Consider the following 26,007-nt stretch of genomic DNA (forward strand, 5'->3'; position numbering starts at 1 on the left):
GGCATGTTAGGGCCTGCCGGCCACGAGGGGTAAAGTGCCGCGGCGCCGGCGCCACCCGACCCGGCGAGCCCCTCACGAATGACGCCATCCGCGTGTTGACGTGATCACCCGAAGTGACGACACGAGCCTCCACATGACCCCTGCCTTGCTTCCCCGCCCGATCGGCGGCCTGGCCGCGCTGGCCGCCGCCGCGCTGATGCTGGCCGCCTGCGCCAACTCCGGCCCCTCTTCGGCCACCGCCGCTGCGCCATCGCCGGCACAAGCCGCCTCCGCCGCGGCCGCGGCCGACACGCTGGCGCCCAACGCCAACCTGCATGTCGAAGGCATCCCCCCGGTGCCGCGCAGCCTGGTGCAGGCGGTCGACAAGTACACCGACTTCCGCGGCCACGGCTTCGTCGACTGGCACCCCGGCAAGCGCGAGATGCTGGTGACCCACCGGCCGGCCGGCGGCAGCACGCCGCAGCTGTTTCGCGTGGCCAGCCCGCTGGCCGAGCCCGAGAGGCTGACCGACTTTGCCGACCCGGTGACCAGCGCGCAGTACGAGCCGCTCGAAGGCAAGTACATCGTGTTCGAGCGCGCCAGCGGCGGCAACGAGGTCAACCAGCTCTACCGCATGGCGCTGGACACGCGCGAGACGACGCTGCTGACCGACCCGGACCAGCGCCACAACCTCGAGACCTGGCTGCACGAAAAGCGCGGCGTGGCCAGCCGGTTGTTGTACACCTCGGTGCCGCTGGACCGCACCGCCGCCGGCGGCGCACGGCCGACGATCGACACCACGCTGTGGCTGATCGACCCGCTGCAGCCCGCGGCGCGGCGCAAGGTCACCGAGCTGCCCGGTGGCGGCTGGAACGCGGCCAGCGTCTCGTGGGATAACAAGCAAGTCGCACTGACCAACTACGTCTCGGCCAACGAGTCGCAGATCTGGCTGCTCGACCTGGCCACCGGCAAGCGCCGCCAGCTGCTGCCGGCACCGGGCAGCAAGGGCCGCGCCACGCACCTGGCCGCGGGCTTCTCACGCGACAACAAGGCCTTGTTCTTCACCAGCGACCGCGCCGGCGAGTTCAACGAGCTGCAGCGTGTCGACCTGGCCTCGCGCAAGATCACCCGCGTGACCAACCACATCTCGTGGGACGTGGCGGGCAGCAGCCTGTCGGAAGACGGCCGCCTGGCCGCGCTGAACGTCAACGAAGACGGCCAGGGCAAGCTGCACCTGATCGACACCCGCAGCCTGAAGGAAGTGAACGTGCCGGCGCTGCCGGCCGGCAACCTGGGTGGCCTGCACTTCCACCCCAAGCGCGGCGAGCTGGCCTTCGGCCTGAACGGCTCGGCCGGCCCGAGCCAGATCTACAGCCTCGACCCCGCCAGCGGCAAGGTCGAGCAGTGGACCCGCGCCTACGCCCCGGCGGGTGTCGACCCGACCCGCTTCGCACCGCAACAGCTGGTGCGCTGGAAGAGCTTCGACGGCCGCACGATCTCGGGCCTGCTGACGCTGCCGCCGGCGCGCTTTGGCGGCAAGCGGCCGGTGCTGATCAACATCCATGGCGGGCCCGAAGGCCAGTCGCAGTTCGGTTTCCTGAACCGTAACAACTACTTCATCGAGGAGATGGGCATCGCGATGATCCAGCCCAACGTGCGGGGGTCCACCGGCTACGGCAAGACCTTCCTGGCGCTGGACAACGGCATGCAGCGCGAAGACTCGGTGAAGGACATCGGCGCATTGATCGACTGGATCGCGACGCAGCCTAACCTCGATGCGTCACGCATCGTGGTGGTCGGCGGCAGCTACGGCGGCTACATGAGCCTGGCGGTGTCGACGAACTACGCCGACCGCATCGCGGGCTCGATCGACGTGGTCGGCATCTCGCACTTCGTGACCTTCCTGAACAACACCGAGAGCTACCGGCGCGACCTGCGCCGCGTTGAATACGGCGACGAGCGCGACCCGGCGATGAAGGCCTTTCTCGACAAGATTTCGCCGCTGACCAACGCCGCGCGGATCACCAAGCCGCTGTTCGTCGTGCAGGGCCGCAACGACCCGCGCGTGCCGTGGACCGAGGCCGAGCAGATCGTGCAGCGCGCGCGCGCCAACGGCACACCGGTGTGGTACCTGCGGGCCGAAAACGAAGGCCACGGCTTTCAGCGCAAAGAGAACGCCGACTACCAGTTCTACGCCACCGTGCTGTTCCTGAAGGACACGCTCAAGCTGCCCTGAGCGTCGGCTGACGCTCCCTTCTGCCGGCCGGGCTTCTCGGCCGGCAGAGCAAACAACGCGCCCGATGGGCGCGTTTTGCATTGCGGGAATTCCCCCGTTTTCCCGGCTCCTGCTCAGTCGCATAGTGTGCGGGCACGTTTTCGAACGAGCGTGCTTTTTTCTAAAAACTACTGCAGGAGACGGTCATGGCGAAGCGCATCGTGCGTGGGGTGTCGTGGTTCGTGTTGTTCGCAGCGGGGTTCTTCGCCCTGGCACATGCGACGAACTACTCTCTGTGGATCAACGGCCGCACCGGCGGCGGCCAGCTCGGCAATCACGCCGATTTCAGCTACTGGGGACCAGCGACCACCAACGCCGGGGTCAACAAGAAATCGGTCAACTGGGACGGCTACAACCACGTCTCGGACCAGAACTACCTCGTGCGCGACGCGCTCGACTGCTACTGCACCGGCCAGAACTGGTGCTACATCGCGGTCCACAGCGCGGGCAACCTGCAGATCGGCTACTCGCTGGCGATGTACGGCGGCACCAGCCGGATGGTCAAGAACGCGACCCCGAACAGCCAGGGCCAGTGCGGCAACCTCAATGGCAGTTCGCAGACCGGCTGGAACATCAAATGGGTCGACGTCAGCGGCGGCGCGGCCGGCGGCTCGGAGCTGGCCGACGCGGGCGACTGGGCGCTCGACGAGCCGCTGGTGTCCGACCTGAAGACCAGCACCGCGCGTGCGATGTACGACCACAGCTCGACCCGCGCGACCTGGTTCAACATGTACGCCGGCGCCAGCGGCACGGTGTATTCGTTCGTGCTGCCGGGGCAGGACGACGAGGTCGTCGCCTACCACTCCAGCGGCGGTGTCTCGGGCAGCGGCAACGGCTCGTTCTGCAACCCGAGCGACTGGTTCTGCAACGACCTGACGCTGGGCACGGCCAAGAACGAAGGCGGCCGCGCGAAGTGGGCCTACCACACCGTCGCCTACCGTGACAGCACCGAGAGCTACAACCACTACACCAGCGGCAACTGGGGCGGCATCACCGGCCGCGTGCGCGCCGACATGGAAGCCAACGCGCGTTAAGCGATGCGCCCCCGCCGCACCGCCGCCGCGCTGGCGACGCTGGGGCTGGGCGCGGTGCTGCTGTGGTGGGCCTCGGGCGACAGCCCGCAGGCCGCCGCGGCGCCGGCCGCCGTCGCAGCCCCCGAGCCCGCACCACCAGGGTCCCACGCTGCCACCCCCGCATCGGGCGCGCCAGTGGCCGACCGCAGCGCCGCGCGTGAGCTGTGGAAGCAGCGGCTGGACCGGGCACGCCGCGCGCTCGACAGCTACCGCCACGCCACCCGCTACCCGCACGACTCGCGCCCGTTGGCCGAGCACCCCGACCAGGTGCACCCCAACGAGCCGGTCGCCACCGAGCGGCCGCTGCGCGAGCCTGGCGGCCCGGCGATCGAAGGGTTGACGCTGCGCACGACGCAGGAGCGCGTGTACTCGCAGGGCGACGAGAGCGTGCTGTTCACCGTGGCCGCGGTCGACGGCGAGGGCCGCACCTTGCCACTGCAGGTGCCTCGGGCGATGGCCCACGAGGGCGCCACCGGCGCGCGGCCTTCGCGCGTGGCCCCGGTGACGGTGCAGTTCACCGACGACGGCCGCGGCGGCGACACCGTGGCTGGCGACAACGTGCTGAGCTTTCGGCTGCAGCCCGCGCGCGACGGCTTTGCCGAGCTCGACGGCGTGATCCGTGTCGAGCTGGCGCTGCAATCGGGCGAGCACCCGGGCTACGCGTTCTTCGACGTGATCCACTCGCCCGGCTCGCCGGCCACCTGGGGCGCAGGCGTGCGCGAGGCGGTCGAGGCGGGGTCGTTGAGCCTGTACCTGCCGGCCCAGGTGATGCAACCGGGCCGTTATGTCGTGACGGGCCGTGTCGACGACGCCGATGGCCGGCCGCTGGCGCTGCTGAACTTCAACGAAGAGCTGGGGGTGGGCCCCACCGAGTTCAAGCTGCAGGTGTTCGGCAAGCTGCTGCGCGACATGCAACCGACCTTTCCGCTGGTGCTGCGCGATGTCGACGCTTTCCTGCTGAAGCCCGACACCTTTCCCGACCGGGCCCTGATGCCGCGCCGCATCGGCACGGTCCACCGCACCAAGCCCTACCCGCTGGCCGCGTTCTCGGCGGCAGAGTGGAGCAGCGAAGAGCGCAGCCGCTACCTGGCCGAGTACGGCAAGGACGTGCAAGAGGCCGAAGACCACCTGAAGGAACTGGGGTCGGGCCCCTGATGCGCAGGGGCGGGAACTGGTACAACCGCCGCACCGTTCACCCCCCTCGTTGCCATGCCGACCCCCTTTCGATTCCTGGCCCTGCTGGGCCTGGCGCTCGGCGCGATCGCGCCCCTGCATGCCCAAGCTGCATCCGGCGGCGCTCCCGACCCCGAGCAACTGCGCAAGGTCGTCTCCGACACCGAACGCGCCTTCGCCAAGACGATGGCCGACCGCGACTTCGCCGCCTTCGCCAAGTTCCTGTCGGCCGACGCGGTGTTCCAGGGCAGCAAGGGCTCGCTGCGCGGCCCCGAGGCCGTGACCGCCGCGTGGAAGAAATTCTTCGACGGCCCGCAGGCGCCGTTTTCGTGGGAGCCCGACAACGTCGAGGTGATGACCACCGGCGAGCTGGCGCTCAGCAGCGGCCCGGTGCGCGACCCCAACGGCAAGCTGGTCGCCCGCTTCAACTCGGTCTGGCGGCAAGAGGCGCCCGGCGTTTGGCGCATCATCCTGGACATGGGCAACGACGCTTGCGAATGCGCCAAGCCTTGACCCGACGACCCTGCCCATTCTTGTTTGCGAGACCCGCCGATGAACACCGCTTTGTTTGCCCGTGGCCATGCGCTCAGCGCCGCCGCCTTTTGCGTCGCCAGCCTGGCAGTACCGGCCGCCCAGGCCGCCTTGGCCGTGGGGGCCGCCGCCCCTGATTTCAGTGCCGACGCCGCCCTGGGCGGCCAACCGTACCGCTTCGTGCTGGCCGACGCGCTGAAGAAAGGCCCGGTGGTGCTGTACTTCTACCCCAAGGCCTTCACCAGCGGCTGCACGGTCGAGGCACACCAGTTTGCCGAGGCCACGCCCAAGTTCGCGGCCCTCGGCGCCACCGTGATCGGCATGTCCAACGACGACATCGACACGCTGAAGAAGTTCTCGGTCGAGGCCTGCCGCAACCAGTTCGCGGTGGCGGCCGACCCGGGCGCCAAGATCATCAAGCAGTACGACGCGACGATCGCGGTGGTGCCCAACATGGCCAACCGCATTTCGTACGTGATCAGCCCGCAAGGCAAGGTGCTGCTCGCCTACGCCGCGATGGACCCGGACGGCCACGTCAACGCTGCGATGAAGGCCGTGGAGCAGTGGAAAGCCAGCCAGCCGGCCAAGCCCTGACCAACGCAACCGCCGGCCCCGCGAGCCGGCTTCGAAAAGACTGAGTGGCGGGTTGGCACACGCGTGCCAACCCGCCATCAGCTCCTCCCCTGTGGCAGTCTTCGCTGCCTGTCGTGCGGCCACCGCTCCCGGGTCAGCCGCCGATCTCAACCGGTCGCTTCAATGCTTGTTCTGGCGACCTTTGTCTCCCCGGCACCTCACGCGATCACGATCAGTTCACGGCCGCCAGCTCCTGGTAGAAGATGCCGTTGTCCAGCGTCACGAACAGCAAGCGGCCGTCTGCGGACACCTTGGTGCGGCCTTCGCCGAATGCCCCGTTGCCCTGCCAGTCGAAGTTGCCCGGCACGGTGAAGCGGCGCCGCTCGGTCATCGTCTTGCGGTCGTACTCGGCCACGAAGTTGCTCTGCGCGAACGGGAAGTACACGACGTCACCGGCGGGCGCATAGGCCGCACCGATCGGCGTCTGCCCGGCATACGTGCCCACCGACGGGAAGGTCTTCTTGGCGTCGTCGATGAACGTGCCGGCGTAGGTCGGCACGGACATCTGCGACCCGTTGGGCGCGATCGCGATCTCGAACAGGAACCAGTTCGTCGTGTTCGACGACTGGTAGCTGCTGTCGCCGGTGACGTAGCGGCCGTACGGCCCGCTCGAGATGTTGCCCTCGGCGACCGCCACGTAGCGGTGGGTGGCGCTCGGGCTGACCATCGCCGGCACGCGCAACTCGCCCAGTTGATCGCTCAGCCCGGTGACCGGGTCGTAGCGGCGCAGCGGCGTGGTGCCCGAGCCCTCGAACAGGCTGGTGACGAGCAGCTTGCCCGCAGCGTCGTAGGCCACCGTGTAGGTGCCACCTTCGTAGAACGCCAGCGGGAACGACACGCGCTTGGCCTTGCCGGTCTTCAGCGTCACGACGTCGACAAAGTTCTCGTCCGTGCCGCGAGACGCGTTGGCCACCGCCAGCTTCTTGCCGTCGGCCGAGATGTCCAGGCCCATCGTCGAGCCACCCAGCGCCAGCGGCGACAGGAAGCTCTTGGTGCTGAAGTCGAAGCGCCGCACCTGCGGGCCGCCGCTGATGTAGAGCACCTGGCTGCCAGCGTCGAACGCGATGTCGACGCGGCCTTCGGCGGGGATGAAGCCGCTGGCCAGCGTGTCGGCTTGCGCCGAGCCGGCCAGCACCAGGGCGAGCGCCGCCAGGCCGCGGATCCAGGGGGTTGATGTCGTCATGTGTTTTCCTTCCATGTCACCGTCGATGCACGGCCCCGGACGAGGCCGCGCCACACCGACTCACCCGCCCGGCCCAGGGGCGGACGCGGTCGCCCCAACGGCGACGTCTCCTCCCTCTCCTCCTCAGTCGGCATGGCAGGTCAGTCAGTGCAGAAGACAGTGTAGGCAGCCAGTGGCTCAGTCGATGAGCCACCAAAAAGCCGTGCTGTCAACCGCGCTTGCCGCGGCTCACGGCCTTGGCCTCGCGGCCACGCGTCTTCCACTCGCTCAGCAGCTTGTGCTTGTCGAACACCGTCATCTCGTGGCGCCGGGCCTCGCGTTGCAGCTTGTGGTAGCTCAGCAGCCGCCCGGCGGGCACGGCCGAGCGCACCGCGCAGCCGGGCTCGTCCTGGTGTTGGCAATCGCGAAATCGGCACAGCGGCGCCAGGCTCGAGATGTCTTCGAAGACCTCGTCGAGCTGGGCCTCGTCGGCGTCGAGCTGCAGACCACGCAGCCCCGGCGTGTCGATGATGCAAGCGCCGCTGGCGCAGCGGTGCAGCGAACGCGCGGTCGTGGTGTGGCGCCCGTGCTCGTCGCCATGGCGCACGCCGCCGGTGTCTTGCGCCGCGCCGGTCAGCCGGTTGGTCAGCGTGCTTTTGCCGGCCCCGCTGGAACCCAGCAGCACCAGTGTCTGGCCCTCGCTCAGCCACGGGGCCAAGGCGTCGGCGCTGGCCGCGTCGAGGCCGTTCAGCGCCAGCACGTCGACACCGTCGCTGGTGTGGCGGCGCACCGCGTCGATCCGGGCCCGGGGGTCGGTGCACAGATCGGCCTTGCTCAGCACGACCAGTGGCGACACGCCGGCCAGGCGCACCAGCGCCAGGTAGCGGTCGAGCCGGCGCAGGTTGAAGTCCTGCCCTGCGCCCATCACCAGCAACGCGGTGTCGACGTTGCTGACCAGCGTCTGGCGTTGGCCGCTGCTGTCGCGCCGCACCAGGTGGTTGACCGGCGGCACGCGGGCCGCGGCCCAGAGTGAATCGCCCAGGTCGCCGCCGGTGCGTGCCGCGACCCAGTCGCCGACTACCAGCACCTCGCCCTGCATCTGCAAGGCCAGGCGCAGCGTCGGCCAGACCTGGGCCACGCGCTCGTTGACGCCGTCGTGCAGGCGCAAGCGGTCGCGCTGCACCTCGACAACGCGCATCAGCCGGTCGCCGGCTTCGGTTTGAAGGTTGAACATCTGCGCCACCAGGCCTTGGGTCAGGCCGATGCCGCGCAGGGTTTGAAAGTCGATCGTGTCGAACATTGCTGTGGGTGATCCGCGTGGAGACAAACGGGGGCCACAGCGCGGCCGAAATTCGGGCGCGCATGCAGCAGCCTGGCCCGCAGGCCAGAGCAATTCAGGGTTTGGGTGCGGATCGCCCGGCAGCAGAGGCCGGGGGCGCTGAGCTCAGGCCTGGTTCAGGCCGTGGCAGCTGTCAGCGCAGGAAAGCAGCGTGATGCTGGCGAACCGCGACGAGGGTGTTGGTGACTTCATCCATGGCAGCCTCCTCGGGTTGGTGGGCACGAGCGCAGGATTGCGCTGGCAAGGGGCGCACTGTGCGACGAGGCAACGTGGCCTGTCAATCCCCCTTGCGGCGCCCGCGCGACAATCGCGCCGATGGACACCATCGACTTCGAACTGCGCGGCGATCACATCGCGCTCGACGCCTTGCTCAAGGCCACCGGCCTCGCCCCGAGCGGGGGCAGCGCACGGCAGATGATCGTGGCCGGTGAGGTGCAGGTCGACGGCCAGGTCGAGTTGCGCAAGACCGCGAAGATGCGCGCCGGCCAGGTGGTGCAGGTGGGCGGCGCGAACGTGAAGGTTCTGGCCGCCCCTGCCGCGGCGTAGCGCTGGGCGCGCTACAGCTTCAGCTCCAGCTGCACGCGCCAGTTGACGAAGCTCGGCGACAGCGTCTCGGCCTGCTCGGTGCCGACCAGGCTGACGGTGTCGGTGTCTTGCTGCAACAGGTTGCTGGCGGTCACGCGCACCCGTGTCGCCGGGTTGATCGTCCACAGCACATAGGCGTCGAGCACCCGCTTGGCCGATTGCACCAGCCACTGCGCGTCCGACAGGCGGGTGGTGTAGCCGGGCGTGTAGTTGATGTTGCCGCCGGTCGTCACCGGGGTGCCGGGCCAGCGATAGTCGGCACCGAAGTTGGCGGTGCCGCCGGGTTGCGAGTCGAGCCGGTTGTCGGGGCCGGGCACGCTGTCGACCTTCGAACGGAACAGGCTGACGTTGGCGCGCAGGTCGACCGGCGGTGCCTCGTTCACCAGATCGCTGAGCCTGAACTTGGCCTCGAGCTCGATGCCTTGCGTGGTCGCGTTGCCCACGTTCTGCGGCCGGGCGACCCAGCGCCGATCGGGGAACCAGGGCACGTCTTCCAGCGTGGTCAGTGTGCGCATCTGGTCGCGGATGCGGCGGTGGAACACGTTCGCGCTGAACAGGCCACCATGGGGCAGGTAGTGCTCGTAGGCGAGGTCGATGCCGGTGGCCAGCTCGGGCCGCAGGTCGGGGTTGCCGGTGCGGTCGGGGCTGGTTTCGCTGTTCTGGGCCGAGATGTTCAGGCGCCCCATCAGGCTCTGCAAGGTCGGCGAGCGGTAGCTGCGCGTCAGGCTCACACGAACCTGGTCGCGGCTCTTGGGCTCGGGCTTCCACACCGCGTGCAGCAGCGGCGTCCAGACGCTCGATCGGTTGCGATCGGTCTGCGCGTCGCGGCCTTCGCCTTCGGTGGTGATGCCCTCCCAGCGCAGCCCGGCGTGCGCGGCCCATTGCGGCGTGAGGGCCCACTCGTCTTGCGCATACAGCGCCAGGCGCTGGGTCGATGCGCGCAGGTTGTCGACGAGGTCGAGGCCCGCGTCCGTCTGCACGGTGTGGCTGTCTTCTGCGCGACGCGCCAGGTCCACCTCGCTGCCAGCCACGAAGCTGTTCGCCTCGCCCACCGTCAGCGCGTATTTGCCGTTCAGGTGAAGCGTCCGCTCGCGCGCATCGGTGTGCTCTTCGAGGGTGGAGACCCGCGCATCGTTGGCGAAGAAGTCGCGCGCCGAGTCGAACTTCGACTGCGACGCGCCGACGCCCCCGCGCCATTCCATGCGGCCCTCACCCAGGCGGTGGCGCCATTGGGCGTTCAGCCGCGCCAGCGTGAAGCCGCCGTCGGAGTCGCTCTCGCTGCGTTGATAGCGGGGGTCGGGCGGGGGCGAGCTGCCCGCAAACACCGACGAGCCCCTGCCACCACCTTGCGAGAGCACCAGCAGCGGCATCAGCATCAACGAGCCGCCGTCGTCCAGCGCCCATTGCAGCCGCCCGTTGGCGTTCAGCCGCTGGCGCCGGTCGGACGACTGCCCCTGCTCGACCTTCTCGAAGCCCGGTGAGGTCGTCGTCACGACGCTCTCGTCGTCTCGGCGGAATGCCACCGCGTTGATCGACACGTTGTAGCTGAGGTCGCCCCACTTGTCGTCGCGCGTCCATGACACGCCCGGCGAGACGATGCCGTTCTCGAGCCCGAAGCCGAGCTTCAGGTCGTTCAGCCGCTTGCGAAAACCTTCGCGGGTGATGATGTTGATCGTGCCGGCGATCGCGCGGGCGCCGGTCTCGGCGGTGGGTGCGCGCTGGATCTCGATCCGCTCGACCATCTCGGGGTCGATCGAGTCGAGCGACAGGCCGCCTTGCACGCGCTCGCCGTCGAGCAGGATCTGCGTGTAGCCACTGCCCAGCCCGCGCATGCGGATCGCCCCGCCGCGGCCTGGCTTGCCGCCGATCGTGACGCCGGGCAGGCGCTGAAGCATGTCGCCCAGCGACGCGTCACCGAAGCGCTCGATCTCGTCGCGGCCGACGATGATCTTGGCCGCCGTCGACTGCCGGCGCTGCTCGCTCTCACTCTCGCGCGCGCCGGTCACCTCGACACGCTGGGCATTGGAGTCCGGCTTGGCCGGGGTCGACGCGGCGGGCGCTGGCGCCAGGGGCGCGGTCTGCGCGCTGACGCCGTGCGGCGCCATCAGCGCCGCGGCAACGCCGCCGGCCAGGCGCAGGGTCGACAGGGCCGACAGTGGCGAGGGGCGCGGGCGGGCGGTGGGGGCGATTGAGGCGGCGGACATTTCGGCGTGGTCCGCCCGGCACGCGAGACGTGTTGGGGGCATCGGGCGACAGGATGAAGCGTGGATTTTGTGTGAATGTGTCTGGGCGCTGTTCGAATCACTCACACAACATCGGGGTTTACGATATACTTCGCGGTTGCACTGAGGCTGCCAAGCCCATTGCACGCAGTTCATCCCCTCTGACCTCCCCTCTGGTGAGTCGGCCGCTTGAAGAACATTCAAGCGATATGCCTCACCCATGTTGAAAGTCCTCGCGCCTGAATTGATTTCAGGTGGCAGACAAGCGGTCGGCGGCGATGTTTTCATTAGCCCCACCGCTGCCCGTACCGCTCAAGGTCCGGTGGCTAGGACTTTTCATGACTTTCGAATCGCTCGGCCTCGACGAGGCCCTGTTGCGCGCGCTCAAGGCGGCCAACTACGAAAACCCCACCGACGTGCAAGCCCGCGCCATTCCGGCCGCATTGGCTGGCAAGGACCTGCGCGTGTGCTCGAACACCGGCAGCGGCAAGACCGCGGCCTTCGTGCTGCCCGCGCTGATGAAGGTGATCGAGGCCCGCAAGGACCCGGCGCAAAAGCCGCAACGCGGCGTCGTGCGTGGCCCGCGCATCCTGGTGCTGGTGCCCACCCGTGAACTCGCGATGCAGGTCTGCAAGGCCGCGTCCGACTACGGCCGCCATGTGCAGTTCCTGTCGGTCACGACCGTCGTCGGCGGCGTGCCCTACCCGGCCCAGCTGAAGGCGCTGCGCAGCCCGCTGGACATCCTGGTCGCCACCCCCGGCCGCCTGATCGACCACCTGGGCAGCGGCAAGGCCGTGCTCGAGAACGTCGAGATGCTGGTGCTGGACGAAGCCGACCGCATGCTCGACATGGGCTTCATCGAAGACATCGAGCACATCGCTCAGGCCCTGCCCGAAAAGCGCCAGACCCTGATGGCCAGCGCCACCTTCGACGGCGAAGTCGGCCAACTGGCCCAGCGCCTGCAGCGCGCCGACGTCGAGCGCATCCAGATCACCGGCCACACCGCCAAGCACGAGAACATCGCGCAGCAACTGATGTGGGCCGACGACCTCGACCACAAGCACGCGCTGCTCGACTCGCTGCTGACCGATCGCGAGGTCGACCAGGCCGTCGTGTTCACCAGCACCCAGATCGACGCCGACCGCCTGGCCGATCGCCTGCACGAGATGGGCCACAAGGTCGCCTCGCTGCACGGCGGCATGCCGCAAGGCCGCCGCAACCGCGTGCTGCAGGGCCTGCGTTCGCGCCAGCTGCGCATCCTGGTGGCCACCGACGTGGCCGCGCGCGGCATCGACGTGCCGACCATCAGCCACGTCATCAACTACGGCCTGCCGCTGAAGGCCGAAGACTACGTGCACCGCATCGGCCGCACCGGCCGTGCCGGCCGCTCGGGCCGCGCTGTCACGCTGGCCGAGCGCCGCGATGTGCCGATGATCCGCCGCATCCAGCACTACACGACGCAGCCGATCCCAGTCGCGACCGTTGAAGGCCTAGAGCCGCAGCGCCCGGCGCCCGAGACGATGCAGCGCCCGCCGCGTGGTGGTGCCCCGCGTGGCAATTCAGGCGGCGGCTACGGCCGTGTCGGCGACTACTTCAACAACCACCGTGGTGGCCCGCGCCACAACGACCGTGGCCATGCCGGTGGTGGCTATCACGGCCATCAAGGCCAGCAGGCCCAGGGTGACCGCTTCGGCGGCGATCGCCGCCCGCCGGCCGACCGCAGCCCGTTCGAGCGTCGCGAGCGCCCCGCGTTCGACCAGCAGCGCCCCGCCTTCGAGCACCGCGAGCGCCCGGCTTTCGAGCCCCGCGGCGACCGCCCCGGCTTCGTGCGCGCCGAAGCGCCGCGCCAGGACCGTGCGCCGCAGCGCCCGGGTCACGCGCCGGCCAAGTTCTCGCCTTCGAGCAAGCCGCGCTTCGACAACAAGGGCTCCAGCGCCGGCAAGCGGCCGCGGAAGTCGGTGTAAGCCTGCTGGGGCGGCACCGTGTCGCCCACAGCATAGATGTGGCGGTGCAGGCGCGCCGCCACTTCTGCATCGAAGGGGTTCCCCACCTCTTCAAAGGCGCCGAACGCATCGGCGTCCAGCACCTCGGCCCACAGGTACACGTAGTAGCCGCAGGCATAGCTCGAGCCGGCGAACACGTGCTGGAAGTGCACCAATCGGTGCCGCATCCCCACCGCCGGCGGCATGCCGAGCCGGGCCAGCTCTTCACGCTCGAACACGCAGATGTCGTCCGGCGCCGCCTCGTCGGTGCGCGCATGCAACGCCAGGTCGACCAGCGCACTGCCCAGGTAGCTCACGGTGTCGTAGCCCTGGCCCCAGCGCTGCGCCGCCTGCAACCGGTCGATCAGCGCCTGCGGGATCGGCTCGCCGGTCTGCCAGTGGTGCGCATGCCGGGCCAGCACCTCGGGCTGGCTCAGCCAGTGCTCGAACAGCTGCGACGGCAACTCGACGAAATCGCGCAGCACCTGTGTGCCGGCCAGCCGGTGGTAGGTGACGTTCGACAGCAGCCCGTGCAGGCCGTGGCCGAATTCGTGGAACAACGTGCGCGCATCGTCGAACGACAGCAGCGTCGGCTCACCGGGGGCGGCCTTCGCGAAGTTGTTGTTGTTGACGATGATCGGCGCCGGCACGCCGCGGTTCTTCGACTGGTAGTTGAAGTCGCTCATCCACGCGCCCGAGCGCTTGCTCTGGCGCGCGAAGTTGTCGTGCAGGAACAGGCCGGCGCTGCGGCCCGAGCCGTCGAACATCTCGTAGGCCTTCACGTCCGGGTGGTAGGCCTTGACCTCGGGCCGCGGCTCGAAGCGCACGCCGAACAGGCGCTGCGCACAGTCGAACAAGGCCTGCACCATGTTGTCGAGCGAGAAGTACGGCTTCAGCTCGGCCTCGTCGATCGCGTAACGCGCCTGCCGCACTTTCTCTGACCAGTAGCGCCAGTCCCAGGCCTGCGGCTCGCCCTGGACCTGGTGCGTGCGCATCATCGCGATCAGCGCCTGGCGCTCGCGCTCGGCCGCCGGCAGCGCGCGGCGCCAGACCTCGGTCAGCAGCTGCCGCACGGCGCCCTGCTCGCCGGCCATCGTGTCGGCCAGCGCGTAGTCGGCGTAGCTGGCGCAGCCGTGGGCCGCGGCCTGCTGCTGGCGCAGCTGCAGGATCTGCCGCGTCAACGCCCGGTTGTCGGTCGCGCCGGCCGATTCGCCCCGCTCGACCCAGGCGCGCCAGGCGGCTTCGCGCAGATCGCGCCGCTCCGAGAAGGTGAGGAACGGCACGATCAACGAGCGGTTCAGCGTCACCACGTGGCTGCCCTCGGGCAGGCCGCGCTCGGCCGCGGCCTGGCGCGCGGCGGCGCGCACGAAGCCGGGCAAGCCAGCCAGATCGGCCTCGCTGTTCAGGTGCAGCAGGTAGCTCGACTCGTCGGCCAGCACGTTCTGCGCAAAGCGGGTCGTCAACGTCGCCAGCTCTTGCATGATGGCCGAGTAGCGCGCCTGCGCGGCAGCGTCGAAGCGGGCGCCGGAGCGCACCGCGTCTTCGTGCAGGCGCTCGAGCAGGCGCAGGGCCTCGGGCGTCAGGCCCAGGCTCGCGCGCTGGGCGTGCAAGGCGTCCAGCCGCTTGAACACCCCGGCGTGCATCTTCACCGCGCTGTCGTGCGCGGCCAGCGGTGCGGCCATGTCGCGCTGCACGGCCTGCAGCGCCGGCGAGGTCTCCGACGCTGTCAGGTTGCCCAGCACCGCCTCCAGCCGATACAGCAGCGCGCCGGCGCGGTCCACCGCGGCCACGGTGTTGTCAAACGTGGGTGGCTCTTGCTGCGCCCCGATCGCGTCGAGCTCGGCCAGGTGCTGGCGCATCGCCTCGGCCAGCGCCGGCGCAAAGTGCTCGGGGCGGATCCGGTCGAACGGCGGCAAGCCGAAGGGCCCGGTCCAGGTGGCGAGCAGCGGGTTGGGGGTCGAGGCAGAGGTCGAAGGCATGGGCGGCGGCGGATGTCAATCTGATGACGGGGATGATGCCATCGGGCGTGCCGACCGGCCCTCGCCAATCACCCCAGTGCCCGCCCGGCTTCCCGCCGGCACGGCCCGGCCCGCAAAATGCCCGCATGCCCACCCCCACCTGGCCCCCGGTCCGCACCGGCCTGATCGGCTTCGGCTACGCCGGCCGCACCTTCCACGCCCCGCTGTTGCGCACCACGCCCGGGCTGGCGCTGGTGGCCGTGGCCAGCTCGCAGGCCGCCGCCGTGCAGGCCGCGCTGGGGCCGCAGGTCGCGGTCGAGCCCGACGCCGCTGCGCTGCTGCGCCGCGACGACATCGAGCTGGTGGTGATTGCCACGCCGAACGACAGCCACCACCCGCTCGCGCTGGCCGCGCTGCGGGCCGGCAAGTCGGTGGTCGTCGACAAGCCCTTCGCGCTGAGCGCTCACCAGGCCGATGAGCTGGTGCGCGAAGCCGAGCAGCGCGGCCAGTTGCTCAGCGTCTTCCACAACCGCCGCTGGGATGGTGACTTTCTGACCGTGCGCCAGTTGCTCGCCAGCGGCCAACTGGGCCGCATCGTCCACGCCGAGCTGCATTTCGACCGCTTCCGCGCCCAGGTGCGCGAGCGCTGGCGCGAATCGACCGCGGCCGGCGGCGGGCTGTGGATCGACCTCGGCCCGCACCTGATCGACCAGGCGCTGCAGCTGTTCGGCCCGCCCGAGACGCTCTACGCCGACATTGCTGCGGTGCGCGACGGCGCGGTGGCTGACGACTGGTTCCATGCCCAGCTGCGTTATGTCGACGGGCTGCGCGTGACGCTGCACGCCAGCGCGCTGGCCGCCCACGCCGGTGCGCGCTTCGTGTTGCACGGCACGCACGGTGGCTACCGCAAGTGGGGGCTGGACACGCAGGAAGACAGGCTCAAGGCCGGTCAATTGCCCGACCCCGCCGCCGACCCCGACCGCGACGACGACTGGGGCGCCGACCCGCAGCGTGGCGCCCTGGCGCTGTGGCGCACCGGGGCGCCCGGCGACGCGCTGGAAGACCGCCTGCTGCCCACGCTGAACGGCCGCTACCCCGCCTACTACCGAGCCATTTGCGCCGCGCTGCGCGGCCAGGCCCCCAACCCGGTACCGCCGCGCGAGGCCCTGGCCGTGATGCGCTTGCTCGACCTGGGCCGGCGCAGCGCCGCTGAGCGGCGCGAGTTGCCCGTCGACATGGAATGAAGCCCGGCGTGCCCGAAAGTGCAGCCCGCCTCAGCTTGACGGCCGGCCCGTTGGAGGCCCGCTGGCGGCCGGTTGATACCATCCGCCGCCCCACGCCTTCTCGTGGCCCCGCACCATGGCCCTCAAATCCACCATCTTCAAGGCCCAGCTCCAAATCGCCGACATGGACCGCGCGCTCTACGCCGACCATGCGCTGACGCTGGCCCGCCACCCCTCGGAAACCGACGAACGCATGATGATGCGGCTGCTGGCGTTCGCGCTCGCGGTGCCGGCCGACACCGACCACGGCGCGCTCGAATTCGCCGCCGGCCTGGCCGACCCCGACGAGCCCGACCTGTGGCAGAAAGACTTGACCGGCGAGCTGAAGCAGTGGATCGAGGTCGGCCAGCCCGACGACCGGCGCCTGGCCAAGGCCTGCGGCCGGGCAGACAAGGTGCGCATCTGGTCGTACAGCAGCTCGACCCCGATCTGGTGGAGCGGCATCGAAAACAAGGTCGCGCGCCTGGCCAACCTCGAGGTCTGGCAGATCGACGCCGCCGAAAGCCAGGCCCTGGCCGCGATGGCCGAACGCAGCATGCAGCTGCAGGTGACCGTGCAAGAAGGCCATCTCTACGTCGGCAACGGCCGCGATTCGGTCTCGCTGGAACCAAGGCGCCTGAAAGAGATCCAGACACGGCGATGAAACGCCGATCGGGCGCTGACGGATCTTGATCGGTCGGTCGCCGGTGCTGGCCTATCATCCGCCGCGCCGGCCCGACCCGATGGGCAGGCACCTTCGCCACCCGCGACCTCCACCTCTCGCCTGTCCATGCCAAATCAACTGCTCACCACGCTCGCCGCCGCATTGATCGGCGCCGCGGGCTCTTCCGCCATGGCCCAGACCCCCAGCCCCACCACGCCCGCTACCGCCACCGCGGCCGCCGACCCCTACCTGTGGCTCGAAGACGTGACCGGCGACAAGGCCTTGACCTGGGTGCGCGAGCGCAACGCCGTGTCGCGCCCGGCACTCGAAGCCCACCCCGATTTCAAGGCCAACCGCACCCGCTTCAAGGAAATCCTCGACTCGAAAGAGAGCATCCCGGTCGCCACCCACCAGGGCGGCTGGCTCTACAACTTCTGGCGCGACGAGCAGCACCCACGCGGCCTGTGGCGCCGTGCCACGCTGGCCGAATACCGCAAGCCCCAACCCGCGTGGGACGTGGTGCTCGACCTCGACGCGCTGGCCAAGGCCGAGAACGAGAACTGGGTCTGGGCCGGCTCGAACTGCCTGGGCGGCGCGTCCACCCGCTGCCTGATCTCGCTGTCGCGCGGCGGCGCAGACGCCTCCGTCGTGCGCGAGTTCGACCTGGCCACCCGCAAGTTCGTCGAAGGCGGCTTTGCGCTGCCCGAGGCCAAGAGCTCGATCGACTGGCTCGACGAGAACACCACCTTCATCGGCACCGATTTCGGCGCCGGCTCCCTCACCGATTCGGGCTACCCGCGCGTGATCAAGCGCTGGAAGCGCGGCACGCCGCTGTCGGCCGCCGTCACCGTCTACGAAGGCAAGGCGACCGACGTCTCGGCCTTCGCCTCGGTCGACCACACGCCCGGCTTCGAGCGCGTGGTCTTCGGCCGCTCGCCCGACTTCTTCAGCACCGAGATGGCGCTGTGGCAAGGCGACAAGGCGGTCACGATCGACAAGCCGGCCGACGCCCAGCTCGCCTTCTGGCGCGACCTGGTGATGATCGAGCTGCGCAGCGACTGGGCGGTCGGTGGCGGCACCTGGCCGCGCGGCTCGCTGCTGGTGGCCGACGCCGCCGGCTACCTGCGCGGCGAGCGCAAGCTCACGGCCCTGTTCACGCCGACAGCCACACGCTCGCTGGCCGGCTACTCGACCACCCACAGCCAGGTGCTGCTGAACGTGCTGGACAACGTCTCCGGCCGCGCCGAGGCCTGGCACCGCGATGCCAAGGGCGGCTGGGTCAAGAAGGACATCGTCGCGCCCTACCCCGGCACGCTGCATGTCACCGGCCTGCACGACCCGCAGGTCAAGAACGACCCGCTGGGCGAGAGCTTCTTCGCCAGCTACACCGACTTCCTGACGCCTGACACGCTCTCGCTGGGCAGCACCGCCAGTGACGCACTCGAGAAGCTGAAGGCCCGCCCGACCTTCTTCGACGCCACCGGCATGAAGGTCGAGCAGCGCTTCGCCACCTCGAAGGACGGCACCAAGGTGCCCTACTTCGTCGTCTGGCCCAAGGGCGCCAAGGCCGACGGCAGCAACCCGACGCTGCTGTACGGCTACGGTGGCTTCGAGGTCTCGATGAACCCGTACTACTCGGGCGCCATCGGCACCGGCTGGTACAGCAAGGGCGGCGTCTTCGTGCTGGCCAACATCCGCGGCGGCGGCGAGTTCGGCCCCGGCTGGCACCAGGCGGCGATCAAGCAGAACAAGCAGAAGAGCTACGACGACTTCATCGCCGTGGCCGAGGACCTGATCGCCACCAAGGTCACCGACCCGCGCCACCTCGGCATCGAAGGCGGCAGCAACGGCGGCCTGCTGGTCGGCGCGGTGATGGTGCAGCGGCCCGACCTGTTCAACGCCGTGGTCTGCCAGGTGCCGCTGCTCGACATGCGCCGCTTCAACCAGCTGCTGGCCGGCGCCAGCTGGATGGGCGAGTACGGCAACCCCGATGTGGCCGAAGAGTGGGCCTGGATCTCGAAGTACAGCCCCTACCAGAACGTGAAGGCCGGCGTGAAGTACCCGAAGCCGCTGATCATCACCAGCACGCGTGACGACCGCGTGCACCCCGGCCACGCCCGCAAGATGGCCGCCCGCATGATCGAGCAAGGCCACCCGGTGCTGTACCACGAGTACATCGAAGGCGGCCACAGCGCCGCGGCCGACAACGCCCAGCGCGCCGACCGCCAGGCACTGGAGTTTGCGTACCTCTGGCAGCAGCTGGGCCGTTGACCCGGCCAGTCTCTGCACCATGCAAGGCCCCGCGAGGGGCCTTTTTCATGGGCTGACGGCATCGGGCGCACGCCCCGCCGCGAAAACCCGTGGCCGCCGCGGTGCGCCCGGGCTGCCTGCGGCTTGGGCAACAATCCGGCCGCGCGCGCCACATCGCGCCATCCCGATCGAACCGCCCCTACCAAGCGCCCCCGTGAGCAGCATCGAATTCGTCGACTACCAAGCCATCCTCGACCAGATCCATGCCGAGGTCCAGCCGCTGCTGGGCCGGGGGCAGGTGGCCAACTACATCCCCGAACTGGCCAAGGTGAGGGGCGACCACTTCGGCATGGCCGTGGTCACGCTGGCGGGCGAGGTCTTCACCTGCGGCGACGCGCGCACCGCGTTCTCGATCCAGTCGGTGTCGAAGCTGTTCGCGCTGACGCTGGCCTACCAATGCGAAGGTGATGCGCTGTGGGCCCGCGTCGGGCGCGAGCCCTCGGGCTCGGCGTTCAACTCGCTGGTGCAGCTTGAAACCGAGCAGGGCAAGCCGCGCAACCCGTTCATCAACGCCGGCGCGCTGGTCGTCACCGATGTGCTGTGCACCCGTTTCGTGAACCCCGAAACTGCGCTGGTCGAGTTCGTGCGGCGACTCACCGGCAACGCGACGATCCAATACGACGACCGCGTCGCACGCAGCGAGCTGGCCACCGGTTTTCGCAACCGTGCGATGGCCAACTTCATGCGCAGCTTCGGCAACCTGGTGAATCCAGTCGACGACGTGATCGACGCCTATTGCCGCCACTGCGCCATTCGCATGGACAGCGTGGACCTGGCCCGCGCGGTGGCCTTCCTGGCCAACGGCGGCGTCAACCCATGGAACGGCGAGACCATCATCGACGCCAGCTCGGCCAAGCGCTTGTCGGCGCTGATGCTGACCTGCGGTACCTACGACGCGGCCGGCGACTTCGCCTACCGCGTCGGCATCCCGTGCAAGAGCGGTGTCGGCGGCGGCATCATCGGCCACATTCCAGGCCGGCTGGGCGTCTGCGTCTGGTCGCCCGAGCTCGAACCCTCGGGCAACTCGCTGGCCGGCAGCCACGCGCTGGAGCGCTTCACGACGTTGACGGGGCAGTCGCTGTTCTGAGGACGGGCGCCGACACCGGCGTCAGGGCAGCGGCGGCACCGCGGAAAAGAGCTGCAGTTCGCCGTTGGCGATGACCACTGCCAGCGCCGTATCGAACGCCGCGTAGATCGTTGCGCTGTCACTCGATCGCTGCCCCTGCAACAGGCCGCTGTTGGCACCAGCCACCGGCGACATCGAGGCAGATTCGTCCACGGTTGTCGAGCTCATCGTGGTCCAGGCCGCGAGATAGTCGGTGGTCGATAGGTATGCCCCGCCCCAATCGCCCCTCGTGTTGGTCCCGAAGGCGCCGAGTTGATCCGCGCGGTCCTGGACCGCGATGCCCACCTGCAGACCGTGGAAGTCGGGCCCCGTGTCGGCGCGAAGGAAGACGAACGAGCTGCCGGACTTCGCCACCTGGAACGTCTGGCTGTCGCCGTGGATCGCGTCGACCCCGGTGAAGATGCCGTCGACGACGGTCAGGTCATAGTGGTGCATCGACGCGGCGGGGCAGTTCTCTGCAGAGAGAAGCGAGTCGGCACACGTCGTCAACGTATTTCCCTCGAACCAGGCCGCGAACGCGCGCGCCTGGCGAGAACCCCCACCGGTGAAGTCACTCGCAAACATGTTGAACGAGAGCCCGTCGAGCTCTGCTGCGGCCGTAACGAAGCGGCGGGCAGCGATGAAAGGCTCACGCCCGCCACCGGCATCGATCTGGCCAATCAACACGTCGAGCCCTGTGCCGACCCGGACGCCGCTCGACGACAAATAGCTGCCATCGTCCAGCTTGTGGATCGGCGAGGTTTCGCCATCGTCCAGCGTCAAGGTGTTGCCCATCATCTCCAGCGTGACGTTCGAAAGACCACCCCCGCTGCCGTAGAGGCGATAGGTGCCGGACCGCGCATCAGCCACCACGGTGCCATGGCCCGTGGCACTCGGGCTGCCAGTACGGCGCACCGACTGGACGCTGAAGGCATTCTCGAAAGTCGAAGTCACGGTGTAGTAGACAGCCACCGTCACGTCGAAGGTGAGCGAGCTGCCCGCGGGCATCACCGGCGTGGTCCATGGGCCCGGCGTCAAGTCCGGGCAGGTGGCGCCACCCCGGGCGCTGCAGGTCGCCGAGCGGAAGCCCGTCTTTGCATAGTCCAGGGCCTCCAGGAACTCGACATCCCTTACCTCGTGCGAGGAGGGGTTGGTGACCGTGATCAGGAAGTGCGAATCCCCGCCACGCGTGGCTGCTGTCACATCGGTGGATGTGACTGTCAGCTCCATCGGCGGCGGCGGGTGCATCGGCCCATCACAGGCGGAAAGACCCGCAGCGACCACGGTCATCGCGACGCACGCGCGAACGGCGCGCAAACCTGCGCGCCAGAACATCGAATCCATTTCACCCTCCCTCAGGTCCGCGTCAGCAGCCCCCTCGACATTGGGGGGCCTTTTGCGCGGCGATGGGGGAGGATCTTAGCGGGCGCCCCTGACAGCGGCGGGGCGCTCAAGGCACCAGCGCTTCGTACGCACCGATGTCGTAGGCGCCCAGCTTCGGCCGGCGGCGTGATTCCAGATCGTCCTTGACCAGCGCAGAGACGGCGCTGCTGCTCGCGTTGATGGCCGGGCTGCCGGCGCGCAGGTGGAAGTCGCTGCCCGCGACGACGAACTTCGGGTCGGCCACCACGGGCGCCTGCGCAAAGCCAGGCACAGCCTCCACGCCGCCGAACCACAGGTCGTTGCTCCAGCTGCCTTCGGCGCCACCAAAGCCCACCGAGCCGCCGGTGTAGCGGGTACCCGGCGCCGGCTGCAGAATGTTGTTGACGAAGTCGACCGAGCCGGCCTTGAGGTTCCAGTCGTTCGACAGTGCGCCGTAGAAGCCCGAGGCACCCTTCAGGCTGGTGTTGTAGAAGGTGTTGTTGTAGACCTTGGCACCCTTCAGGTCGACGCTGTTGATGCGCAGGCCCGAGTACTGGGTGTTGAGCACGAGGTTGTCGAACACCGTGATGTTCTTGCCGCTGCCATCGGCCAGATTGATGCCGTGCTTGCCGACGCCATCGACGACGTTGTGGTGGAAGCTGACGTTGTTGGTCACCTGCGAGAAGCCGCCGTTGGTGTAGATCTGCAGCCCGTTGCCGCCGGTGATGCGCTCAAAGACGTTGAAGCCGATGTCATAGCGGCCGTCGTCGTCGATGTAGATGCCGTGGTTCTCCAGCGGGTTGGTCGGCCGGCCCTGGGCGCAGGCGATGTCGTGGATGTGGTTGCCGCGGATCACCACGCCCAGGCCCTCGCCGCTGATGCCCGCGGCCTTGGCGTTGCCGGGCGCGGCCAGCGTCGAGGGCCAGGGGCCGATCTCGTTGTTCGTGATCTGCCACGGGCCGGCGCTGTACTGCAGGTTGATCGGCGCGGCGTCGCTCTTGGCGGTCGCGTCCACCTCGAGGCGCAGGTTCGAGATCGCGATGTACTCGCCCGAGACACCGCGAATGGCCGACCAAGGCCCCTGGATGCCGCCGCGCTGGTTGGCCGGCGTCAGGTAGTGGACATCCTCCGGTGCGTTGGCGCCGATCGGGCCCGGGTAACGCGTGATGTGGATCCAGCCGGTGCCTGCGGCGCCGGTGGGCGCCGAGCCCTTCTTGCCCGGGTCGTTGCCAAAGCGAAGCCAGGTGCCGTCGATGCCCAGCGTGTCCTGCCAGGTGCCGCCGCGCAGCACCACCTGATCGCCGGCGCGCAGTGCGCCATAGGCACCACCGGCGTTGTTCTGCAAATGGCGCCAGGGATGGTTGATGTCATTGGCGACCGCGGTGGCGTCGTTGCCGTTCAATGCCACGAAGAGAACGCGGCCCGGATTGGGGGTGAAGGTGACGTCGGCATTGCTGGCCACGCCGTCCACCGACACACGCACCGGCCAGGCTTGCCCGGCCGCCTTGCCGCCGAGTGCGCCCACCTGCACGGTCAGTTGCTGCAGGCCCAATCGACCGGCCACCTGCGATGGGCCCAGGCTGCGGTAGTTGGCCACCTCGATGCCGCCGATGGTGACCTTGGTGCGGGTGCCCAGCCCGTCGGGGCTGCCGAGATGGCGGCCGAAGATCGACAGATAGGCGCCCTGGTTGCCCTCGCCGCCGCTGACCGGGCCGCTGGGCACGTCGGTGAAGACGACGCGCGGAGCGGTCGCGCCGGCCGCCATGGTCATCGACACCATCGACACCGCGGCCAACCAGCCGCGCCATACGCTCGACACCCGCATGAGTCCTCCCCAATGGCCGGTTATGGCCGGGGCACCATGCTAGGCGGGGTCGGCTCTTGCCGGCGTACCAGGGTGTAAGCGTTTCCGCAGCAGGGATGCGCAGCGATCGTCAGGCCTTGGCCTCGGCCTCCTGCAACATCCGCCACATCACCTTGCCCGAGCCCGACTTGGGCAGCACGTCGGCAAACTGCACGATGCGCGGCACCTTGTAGGCGGCCATGTGCTCGCGGGCCCAGTCGATCACGTCCTGCTCGCTGACCCTGCCCTTGGCATCGGCGCGCAGCACGACGATGGCCTTGACGGTTTCGCCGCGGTAGGCATCTTTCGCGGCGATCACGCAGGCTTCGGCCACCGCCGGGTGGCCATAGAGCAGCAGCTCGACCTCCGACGGCCAGACCTTGTAGCCGCTGGCGTTGATCATGCGCTTGAGGCGATCGGTCAGGAAGAAGTAGCCGTCTTCGTCCATGCGGCCGAGGTCGCCAGTGCGAAAGTACTGGCGGCCGTTGCGCTCGACGAAGGCCGCCTCGGTCGCGTCGGGGTGCTTCCAGTAGCCCTTGAAGACCATCGGGCCGCTGGTGACGATCTCGCCGGTGTCACCCACCGGCACTTCTTGCAGCGTTTCGGGGTCGACCACCATCGAGTCGACGCCGAAGATCGGCATGCCCAGGCACTGCAGCTTCGCGCGCTCGGGCGGGTTGGCGTGGCTCGGTGCGGCGGTCTCGGTCAGGCCGTAGCCTTCGGCGAAGCTGAGGCCGAATTCGTCGAGCAGGCGCTGCGCCACCGCCTCGGGCATCGCCGCGCCGCCGCCCGACAGGTACAACAGGCTCGACAGGTCGAAGCTCTTGTAGTTGGGGCTCGCGAACAGGTCGATGATCATCGTCGGGATGCAGGTCCAGTGCGTGACCCTGTAGTGCGAGATCAGCCGGCCGGCGAGTTCGCGGTCCCAGCGCGGCAGCAGCACCATCGTCAGCCCGCACATCACCGAGCCGATCACGCCATACATCATCCCGGTGATGTGGAACATCGGCACCACCGCCAGGCTGATCGACTCGGCGCAAGCGTAGCCCCACAGCGCGCCGCCCACCGCGTTCGGCAGCAGCGTGCGGTGGGTGTGAATGCACCCCTTGGGCAGCCCGGTGGTGCCCGAGGTGTAGGGCAGCAGCGCCATGTCGTCCACCGTCGCTTCGGGCGGGCCGGCGGGTGCCAGGCCCGCGGCGAAGGCCTCGGCCCAGCGCGTGGCGCCGACTGGCAGCGCTGGGTCGGCACGCAGCCATTGCTCGACCGCCGGCTGCGGCGTCAGGGCCGGGTCGATGGTGGCGGGCAGCATGTCGGCATAACGCGTCACCAGCACGGCCTTCAGGCGTTGGGCCTGCGGCAGCCGCGCATCGGCCTCGGCCACGATGCCGGCCAGGTCGGCGGCGCAGATCACGACCTTGGTCTCGGGGTCGGTGATGTAGTGGCCGAACTCGTCGACCCGGTTCATCGGGTTGACCGGCACCACCACCGCATCGGCCCGCATCACCGCGTAGAACGCCACCAGGTACTGCGGGCAGTTCTGCAGGAACAGCGCCACGCGGTCACCCTTGCGCACCCCTTGCGCCTGCAACCAGCCGGCCAGCGCCTCGGCCTGCGCCTTGAGTTCGGCATAGCGCATCGGCTGGCCGAGAAACCAGGTGACCACCTTGTTCGGGTAGCGCGCCGCCGACACCTCGAGGTTGAACCACAGCGTGGTCTCGGGCACGGTCAGCTCCAGCGGCAGACGGCGCGGCCAGTGCGTCAGGTGCGGGCGATGGGCAGGGATCATGGTGGGCAAGGGTCTGAATGGAGGGCGGGCAACACGAAGGGGCACCGATCACGGCGCGACGTTGCAAGGGTATAGCCCGGCGGGCCCCGGCCCGCCACCGGGGCCACCCGAGTGACCCTTGTCACGCTGGCGACAAAAGACTCGCGGCCGACCGGCACCGGCGCTACATTCGGGCAGATCAGTCCCACCGCCCACGACGATGACGACCCTGCCTTGCGTGATCGACATCGAGGCCTCGGGCTTCGGCCGCGGCAGCTACCCGATCGAGGTCGGCTTCGTGCTGCCCGATGGCTACGCCCGCTGCACACTGGTGCGACCGGGCGACGACTGGACCCACTGGGACGACACCGCCGAGCGCCTGCACGGCCTGACGCGCGAGCTGCTGCTGCGCCACGGCCGGCCCGCCCCCGAGGTGGCCGCGCTGCTGAACGAACACCTGGGCGGATGCAGCGTCTACTGCGACAACTGGGCCCACGATTTCGCCTGGCTCGCCCGCCTGTACGACAGCGCCGGGTTGACGCCGGCCTTTCGCCTGCGCCACCTGCGCGAGCTGCTGGACGAACAGCAGATCGAGCGCTGGGACGCCGCCTGTGCCCGCGCCCGCGCCGGCTTGCGCATCGACCGCCACCGCGCCAGCAACGATGCCCGCGTGCTGCAAAAGGCGCTCGGCAGCCTGAGCGCCCCCAGCCCCCGGGCGCCCGGTGCCGCGCCGAGGCCTTCGCCACCGCGCGCCGCCTAGAATTCTTCGGACCATCGATGGATG

The 26,007-nt window shown here is 69.2% G+C and carries 19 protein-coding genes; 12 read left to right on the top strand and 7 right to left on the bottom strand.

Annotation, left to right across the window (positions count from 1 at the left end; translation table 11 throughout):
- Positions 1-133: 133 nt before the first annotated feature.
- The 5 genes from ACE3SG_RS21975 to ACE3SG_RS21995 all read left to right on the top strand — a co-directional run bounded on the left by ACE3SG_RS21975 (position 134) and on the right by ACE3SG_RS21995 (position 5,625).
- Positions 134-2,215 carry a prolyl oligopeptidase family serine peptidase gene (locus tag ACE3SG_RS21975; RefSeq protein WP_374568358.1) on the top strand — a complete coding sequence of 694 codons (2,082 nt, stop codon included), beginning with the start codon at positions 134-136 and terminating at the stop codon, positions 2,213-2,215.
- 185 nt (positions 2,216-2,400) lie between these two features.
- Positions 2,401-3,288, top strand: a complete 888-nt coding sequence (locus tag ACE3SG_RS21980; RefSeq protein WP_374568359.1) for a hypothetical protein — start codon at positions 2,401-2,403, stop codon at positions 3,286-3,288.
- A gap of 3 nt (positions 3,289-3,291) precedes the next feature.
- Positions 3,292-4,482, top strand: coding sequence for a hypothetical protein (locus ACE3SG_RS21985; protein ID WP_374568360.1), 1,191 nt, complete (start codon positions 3,292-3,294; stop codon positions 4,480-4,482).
- Positions 4,483-4,536: 54 nt separating this feature from the next.
- The gene (locus tag ACE3SG_RS21990; RefSeq protein WP_374568361.1) at positions 4,537-5,013 is read left to right on the top strand and encodes a DUF4440 domain-containing protein; all 477 of its coding nucleotides are present in this window, start codon (positions 4,537-4,539) and stop codon (positions 5,011-5,013) included.
- A 39-nt stretch (positions 5,014-5,052) separates the two neighbouring features.
- A complete protein-coding gene (locus ACE3SG_RS21995; RefSeq protein WP_374568362.1) occupies positions 5,053-5,625 on the top strand; it encodes a peroxiredoxin in 573 nt (190 codons plus the stop codon).
- Between the two features lie 211 nt (positions 5,626-5,836).
- Here ACE3SG_RS21995 and ACE3SG_RS22000 read toward each other — a convergent pair whose 3' ends face one another.
- Together ACE3SG_RS22000 and rsgA are read right to left on the bottom strand one after the other, a co-directional pair.
- A complete protein-coding gene (locus ACE3SG_RS22000) occupies positions 5,837-6,847 on the bottom strand; it encodes a hypothetical protein (RefSeq protein WP_374568363.1) in 1,011 nt (336 codons plus the stop codon).
- Between the two features lie 208 nt (positions 6,848-7,055).
- On the bottom strand, positions 7,056-8,126 hold the full coding sequence (gene rsgA, locus ACE3SG_RS22005) for a ribosome small subunit-dependent GTPase A (protein ID WP_374568364.1): 1,071 nt from the start codon (positions 8,124-8,126) through the stop codon (positions 7,056-7,058).
- 354 nt (positions 8,127-8,480) lie between these two features.
- Between rsgA and ACE3SG_RS22010 the strand changes: the two genes are divergently transcribed.
- Positions 8,481-8,711 carry an RNA-binding S4 domain-containing protein gene (locus ACE3SG_RS22010; protein WP_374568365.1) on the top strand — a complete coding sequence of 77 codons (231 nt, stop codon included), beginning with the start codon at positions 8,481-8,483 and terminating at the stop codon, positions 8,709-8,711.
- An 11-nt stretch (positions 8,712-8,722) separates the two neighbouring features.
- On the opposite strand, the gene ACE3SG_RS22015 is transcribed toward ACE3SG_RS22010, so the two are convergent.
- Positions 8,723-10,954 carry a TonB-dependent receptor plug domain-containing protein gene (locus ACE3SG_RS22015; RefSeq protein ID WP_374568366.1) on the bottom strand — a complete coding sequence of 744 codons (2,232 nt, stop codon included), beginning with the start codon at positions 10,952-10,954 and terminating at the stop codon, positions 8,723-8,725.
- Positions 10,955-11,310: 356 nt separating this feature from the next.
- On the opposite strand from ACE3SG_RS22015, the gene ACE3SG_RS22020 reads away from it, so the two are divergent.
- The gene (locus ACE3SG_RS22020; protein ID WP_374568367.1) at positions 11,311-12,936 is read left to right on the top strand and encodes a DEAD/DEAH box helicase; all 1,626 of its coding nucleotides are present in this window, start codon (positions 11,311-11,313) and stop codon (positions 12,934-12,936) included.
- Here the strand turns inward: ACE3SG_RS22020 and ACE3SG_RS22025 are convergent.
- Entirely contained in the window at positions 12,846-14,933 is a 2,088-nt protein-coding gene (locus ACE3SG_RS22025; RefSeq protein ID WP_374568368.1) for a M3 family metallopeptidase, read from the bottom strand. The genes ACE3SG_RS22020 and ACE3SG_RS22025 overlap by 91 nt on opposite strands.
- A 125-nt stretch (positions 14,934-15,058) precedes the next feature.
- Here ACE3SG_RS22025 and ACE3SG_RS22030 point away from each other — a divergent pair, with 125 nt between their 5' ends.
- From ACE3SG_RS22030 to ACE3SG_RS22045, 4 genes are all read left to right on the top strand, one after another.
- Positions 15,059-16,156, top strand: coding sequence for an oxidoreductase (locus ACE3SG_RS22030; protein ID WP_374568369.1), 1,098 nt, complete (start codon positions 15,059-15,061; stop codon positions 16,154-16,156).
- 115 nt (positions 16,157-16,271) lie between these two features.
- Complete coding sequence (locus ACE3SG_RS22035) at positions 16,272-16,838, top strand: YaeQ family protein (RefSeq protein WP_374568370.1); 567 nt, start codon at positions 16,272-16,274, stop codon at positions 16,836-16,838.
- 126 nt (positions 16,839-16,964) lie between these two features.
- On the top strand, positions 16,965-19,109 hold the full coding sequence (locus ACE3SG_RS22040) for a prolyl oligopeptidase family protein (protein WP_374568371.1): 2,145 nt from the start codon (positions 16,965-16,967) through the stop codon (positions 19,107-19,109).
- Between the two features lie 193 nt (positions 19,110-19,302).
- Positions 19,303-20,235, top strand: a complete 933-nt coding sequence (locus tag ACE3SG_RS22045) for a glutaminase (protein WP_374568372.1) — start codon at positions 19,303-19,305, stop codon at positions 20,233-20,235.
- Positions 20,236-20,256: 21 nt separating this feature from the next.
- Here ACE3SG_RS22045 and ACE3SG_RS22050 read toward each other — a convergent pair whose 3' ends face one another.
- The 3 genes from ACE3SG_RS22050 to ACE3SG_RS22060 form a co-directional block, all read right to left on the bottom strand.
- The gene (locus ACE3SG_RS22050; protein ID WP_374568373.1) at positions 20,257-21,597 is read right to left on the bottom strand and encodes a hypothetical protein; all 1,341 of its coding nucleotides are present in this window, start codon (positions 21,595-21,597) and stop codon (positions 20,257-20,259) included.
- A gap of 106 nt (positions 21,598-21,703) precedes the next feature.
- Positions 21,704-23,440 carry a choice-of-anchor Q domain-containing protein gene (locus ACE3SG_RS22055; protein ID WP_374568374.1) on the bottom strand — a complete coding sequence of 579 codons (1,737 nt, stop codon included), beginning with the start codon at positions 23,438-23,440 and terminating at the stop codon, positions 21,704-21,706.
- Between the two features lie 109 nt (positions 23,441-23,549).
- Positions 23,550-25,244 (bottom strand): long-chain fatty acid--CoA ligase, encoded by a 1,695-nt coding sequence (locus ACE3SG_RS22060; protein ID WP_374568375.1) that lies wholly within the window; start codon positions 25,242-25,244, stop codon positions 23,550-23,552.
- A 199-nt stretch (positions 25,245-25,443) separates the two neighbouring features.
- Here ACE3SG_RS22060 and ACE3SG_RS22065 point away from each other — a divergent pair, with 199 nt between their 5' ends.
- Positions 25,444-25,983 (top strand): hypothetical protein, encoded by a 540-nt coding sequence (locus ACE3SG_RS22065; RefSeq protein ID WP_374568376.1) that lies wholly within the window; start codon positions 25,444-25,446, stop codon positions 25,981-25,983.
- Positions 25,984-26,007: the final 24 nt, after the last annotated feature.

Origin of the sequence: Ideonella sp. (assembly GCF_041914305.1) — a bacterium.
GTDB lineage: Bacteria > Pseudomonadota > Gammaproteobacteria > Burkholderiales > Burkholderiaceae_C > Ideonella.

Bases quoted from the DNA above. Each gene is read 5' to 3' on its own strand.
- ACE3SG_RS22055 (WP_374568374.1), bottom strand. From the start codon at position 23,440: ATGCGGGTGTCGAGCGTATGGCGCGGCTGGTTGGCCGCGGTGTCGATG.
- ACE3SG_RS21985 (WP_374568360.1), top strand. From the start codon at position 3,292: ATGCGCCCCCGCCGCACCGCCGCCGCGCTGGCGACGCTGGGGCTGGGC.
- ACE3SG_RS21975 (WP_374568358.1), top strand. From the start codon at position 134: ATGACCCCTGCCTTGCTTCCCCGCCCGATCGGCGGCCTGGCCGCGCTG.
- ACE3SG_RS21990 (WP_374568361.1), top strand. From the start codon at position 4,537: ATGCCGACCCCCTTTCGATTCCTGGCCCTGCTGGGCCTGGCGCTCGGC.
- ACE3SG_RS22015 (WP_374568366.1), bottom strand. From the start codon at position 10,954: ATGTCCGCCGCCTCAATCGCCCCCACCGCCCGCCCGCGCCCCTCGCCA.
- ACE3SG_RS22060 (WP_374568375.1), bottom strand. From the start codon at position 25,244: ATGATCCCTGCCCATCGCCCGCACCTGACGCACTGGCCGCGCCGTCTG.
- ACE3SG_RS22030 (WP_374568369.1), top strand. From the start codon at position 15,059: ATGCCCACCCCCACCTGGCCCCCGGTCCGCACCGGCCTGATCGGCTTC.
- ACE3SG_RS22010 (WP_374568365.1), top strand. From the start codon at position 8,481: ATGGACACCATCGACTTCGAACTGCGCGGCGATCACATCGCGCTCGAC.
- ACE3SG_RS22050 (WP_374568373.1), bottom strand. From the start codon at position 21,597: ATGGATTCGATGTTCTGGCGCGCAGGTTTGCGCGCCGTTCGCGCGTGC.
- ACE3SG_RS21980 (WP_374568359.1), top strand. From the start codon at position 2,401: ATGGCGAAGCGCATCGTGCGTGGGGTGTCGTGGTTCGTGTTGTTCGCA.
- ACE3SG_RS22040 (WP_374568371.1), top strand. From the start codon at position 16,965: ATGCCAAATCAACTGCTCACCACGCTCGCCGCCGCATTGATCGGCGCC.
- rsgA (WP_374568364.1), bottom strand. From the start codon at position 8,126: ATGTTCGACACGATCGACTTTCAAACCCTGCGCGGCATCGGCCTGACC.
- ACE3SG_RS21995 (WP_374568362.1), top strand. From the start codon at position 5,053: ATGAACACCGCTTTGTTTGCCCGTGGCCATGCGCTCAGCGCCGCCGCC.
- ACE3SG_RS22025 (WP_374568368.1), bottom strand. From the start codon at position 14,933: ATGCCTTCGACCTCTGCCTCGACCCCCAACCCGCTGCTCGCCACCTGG.
- ACE3SG_RS22020 (WP_374568367.1), top strand. From the start codon at position 11,311: ATGACTTTCGAATCGCTCGGCCTCGACGAGGCCCTGTTGCGCGCGCTC.
- ACE3SG_RS22065 (WP_374568376.1), top strand. From the start codon at position 25,444: ATGACGACCCTGCCTTGCGTGATCGACATCGAGGCCTCGGGCTTCGGC.
- ACE3SG_RS22035 (WP_374568370.1), top strand. From the start codon at position 16,272: ATGGCCCTCAAATCCACCATCTTCAAGGCCCAGCTCCAAATCGCCGAC.
- ACE3SG_RS22000 (WP_374568363.1), bottom strand. From the start codon at position 6,847: ATGACGACATCAACCCCCTGGATCCGCGGCCTGGCGGCGCTCGCCCTG.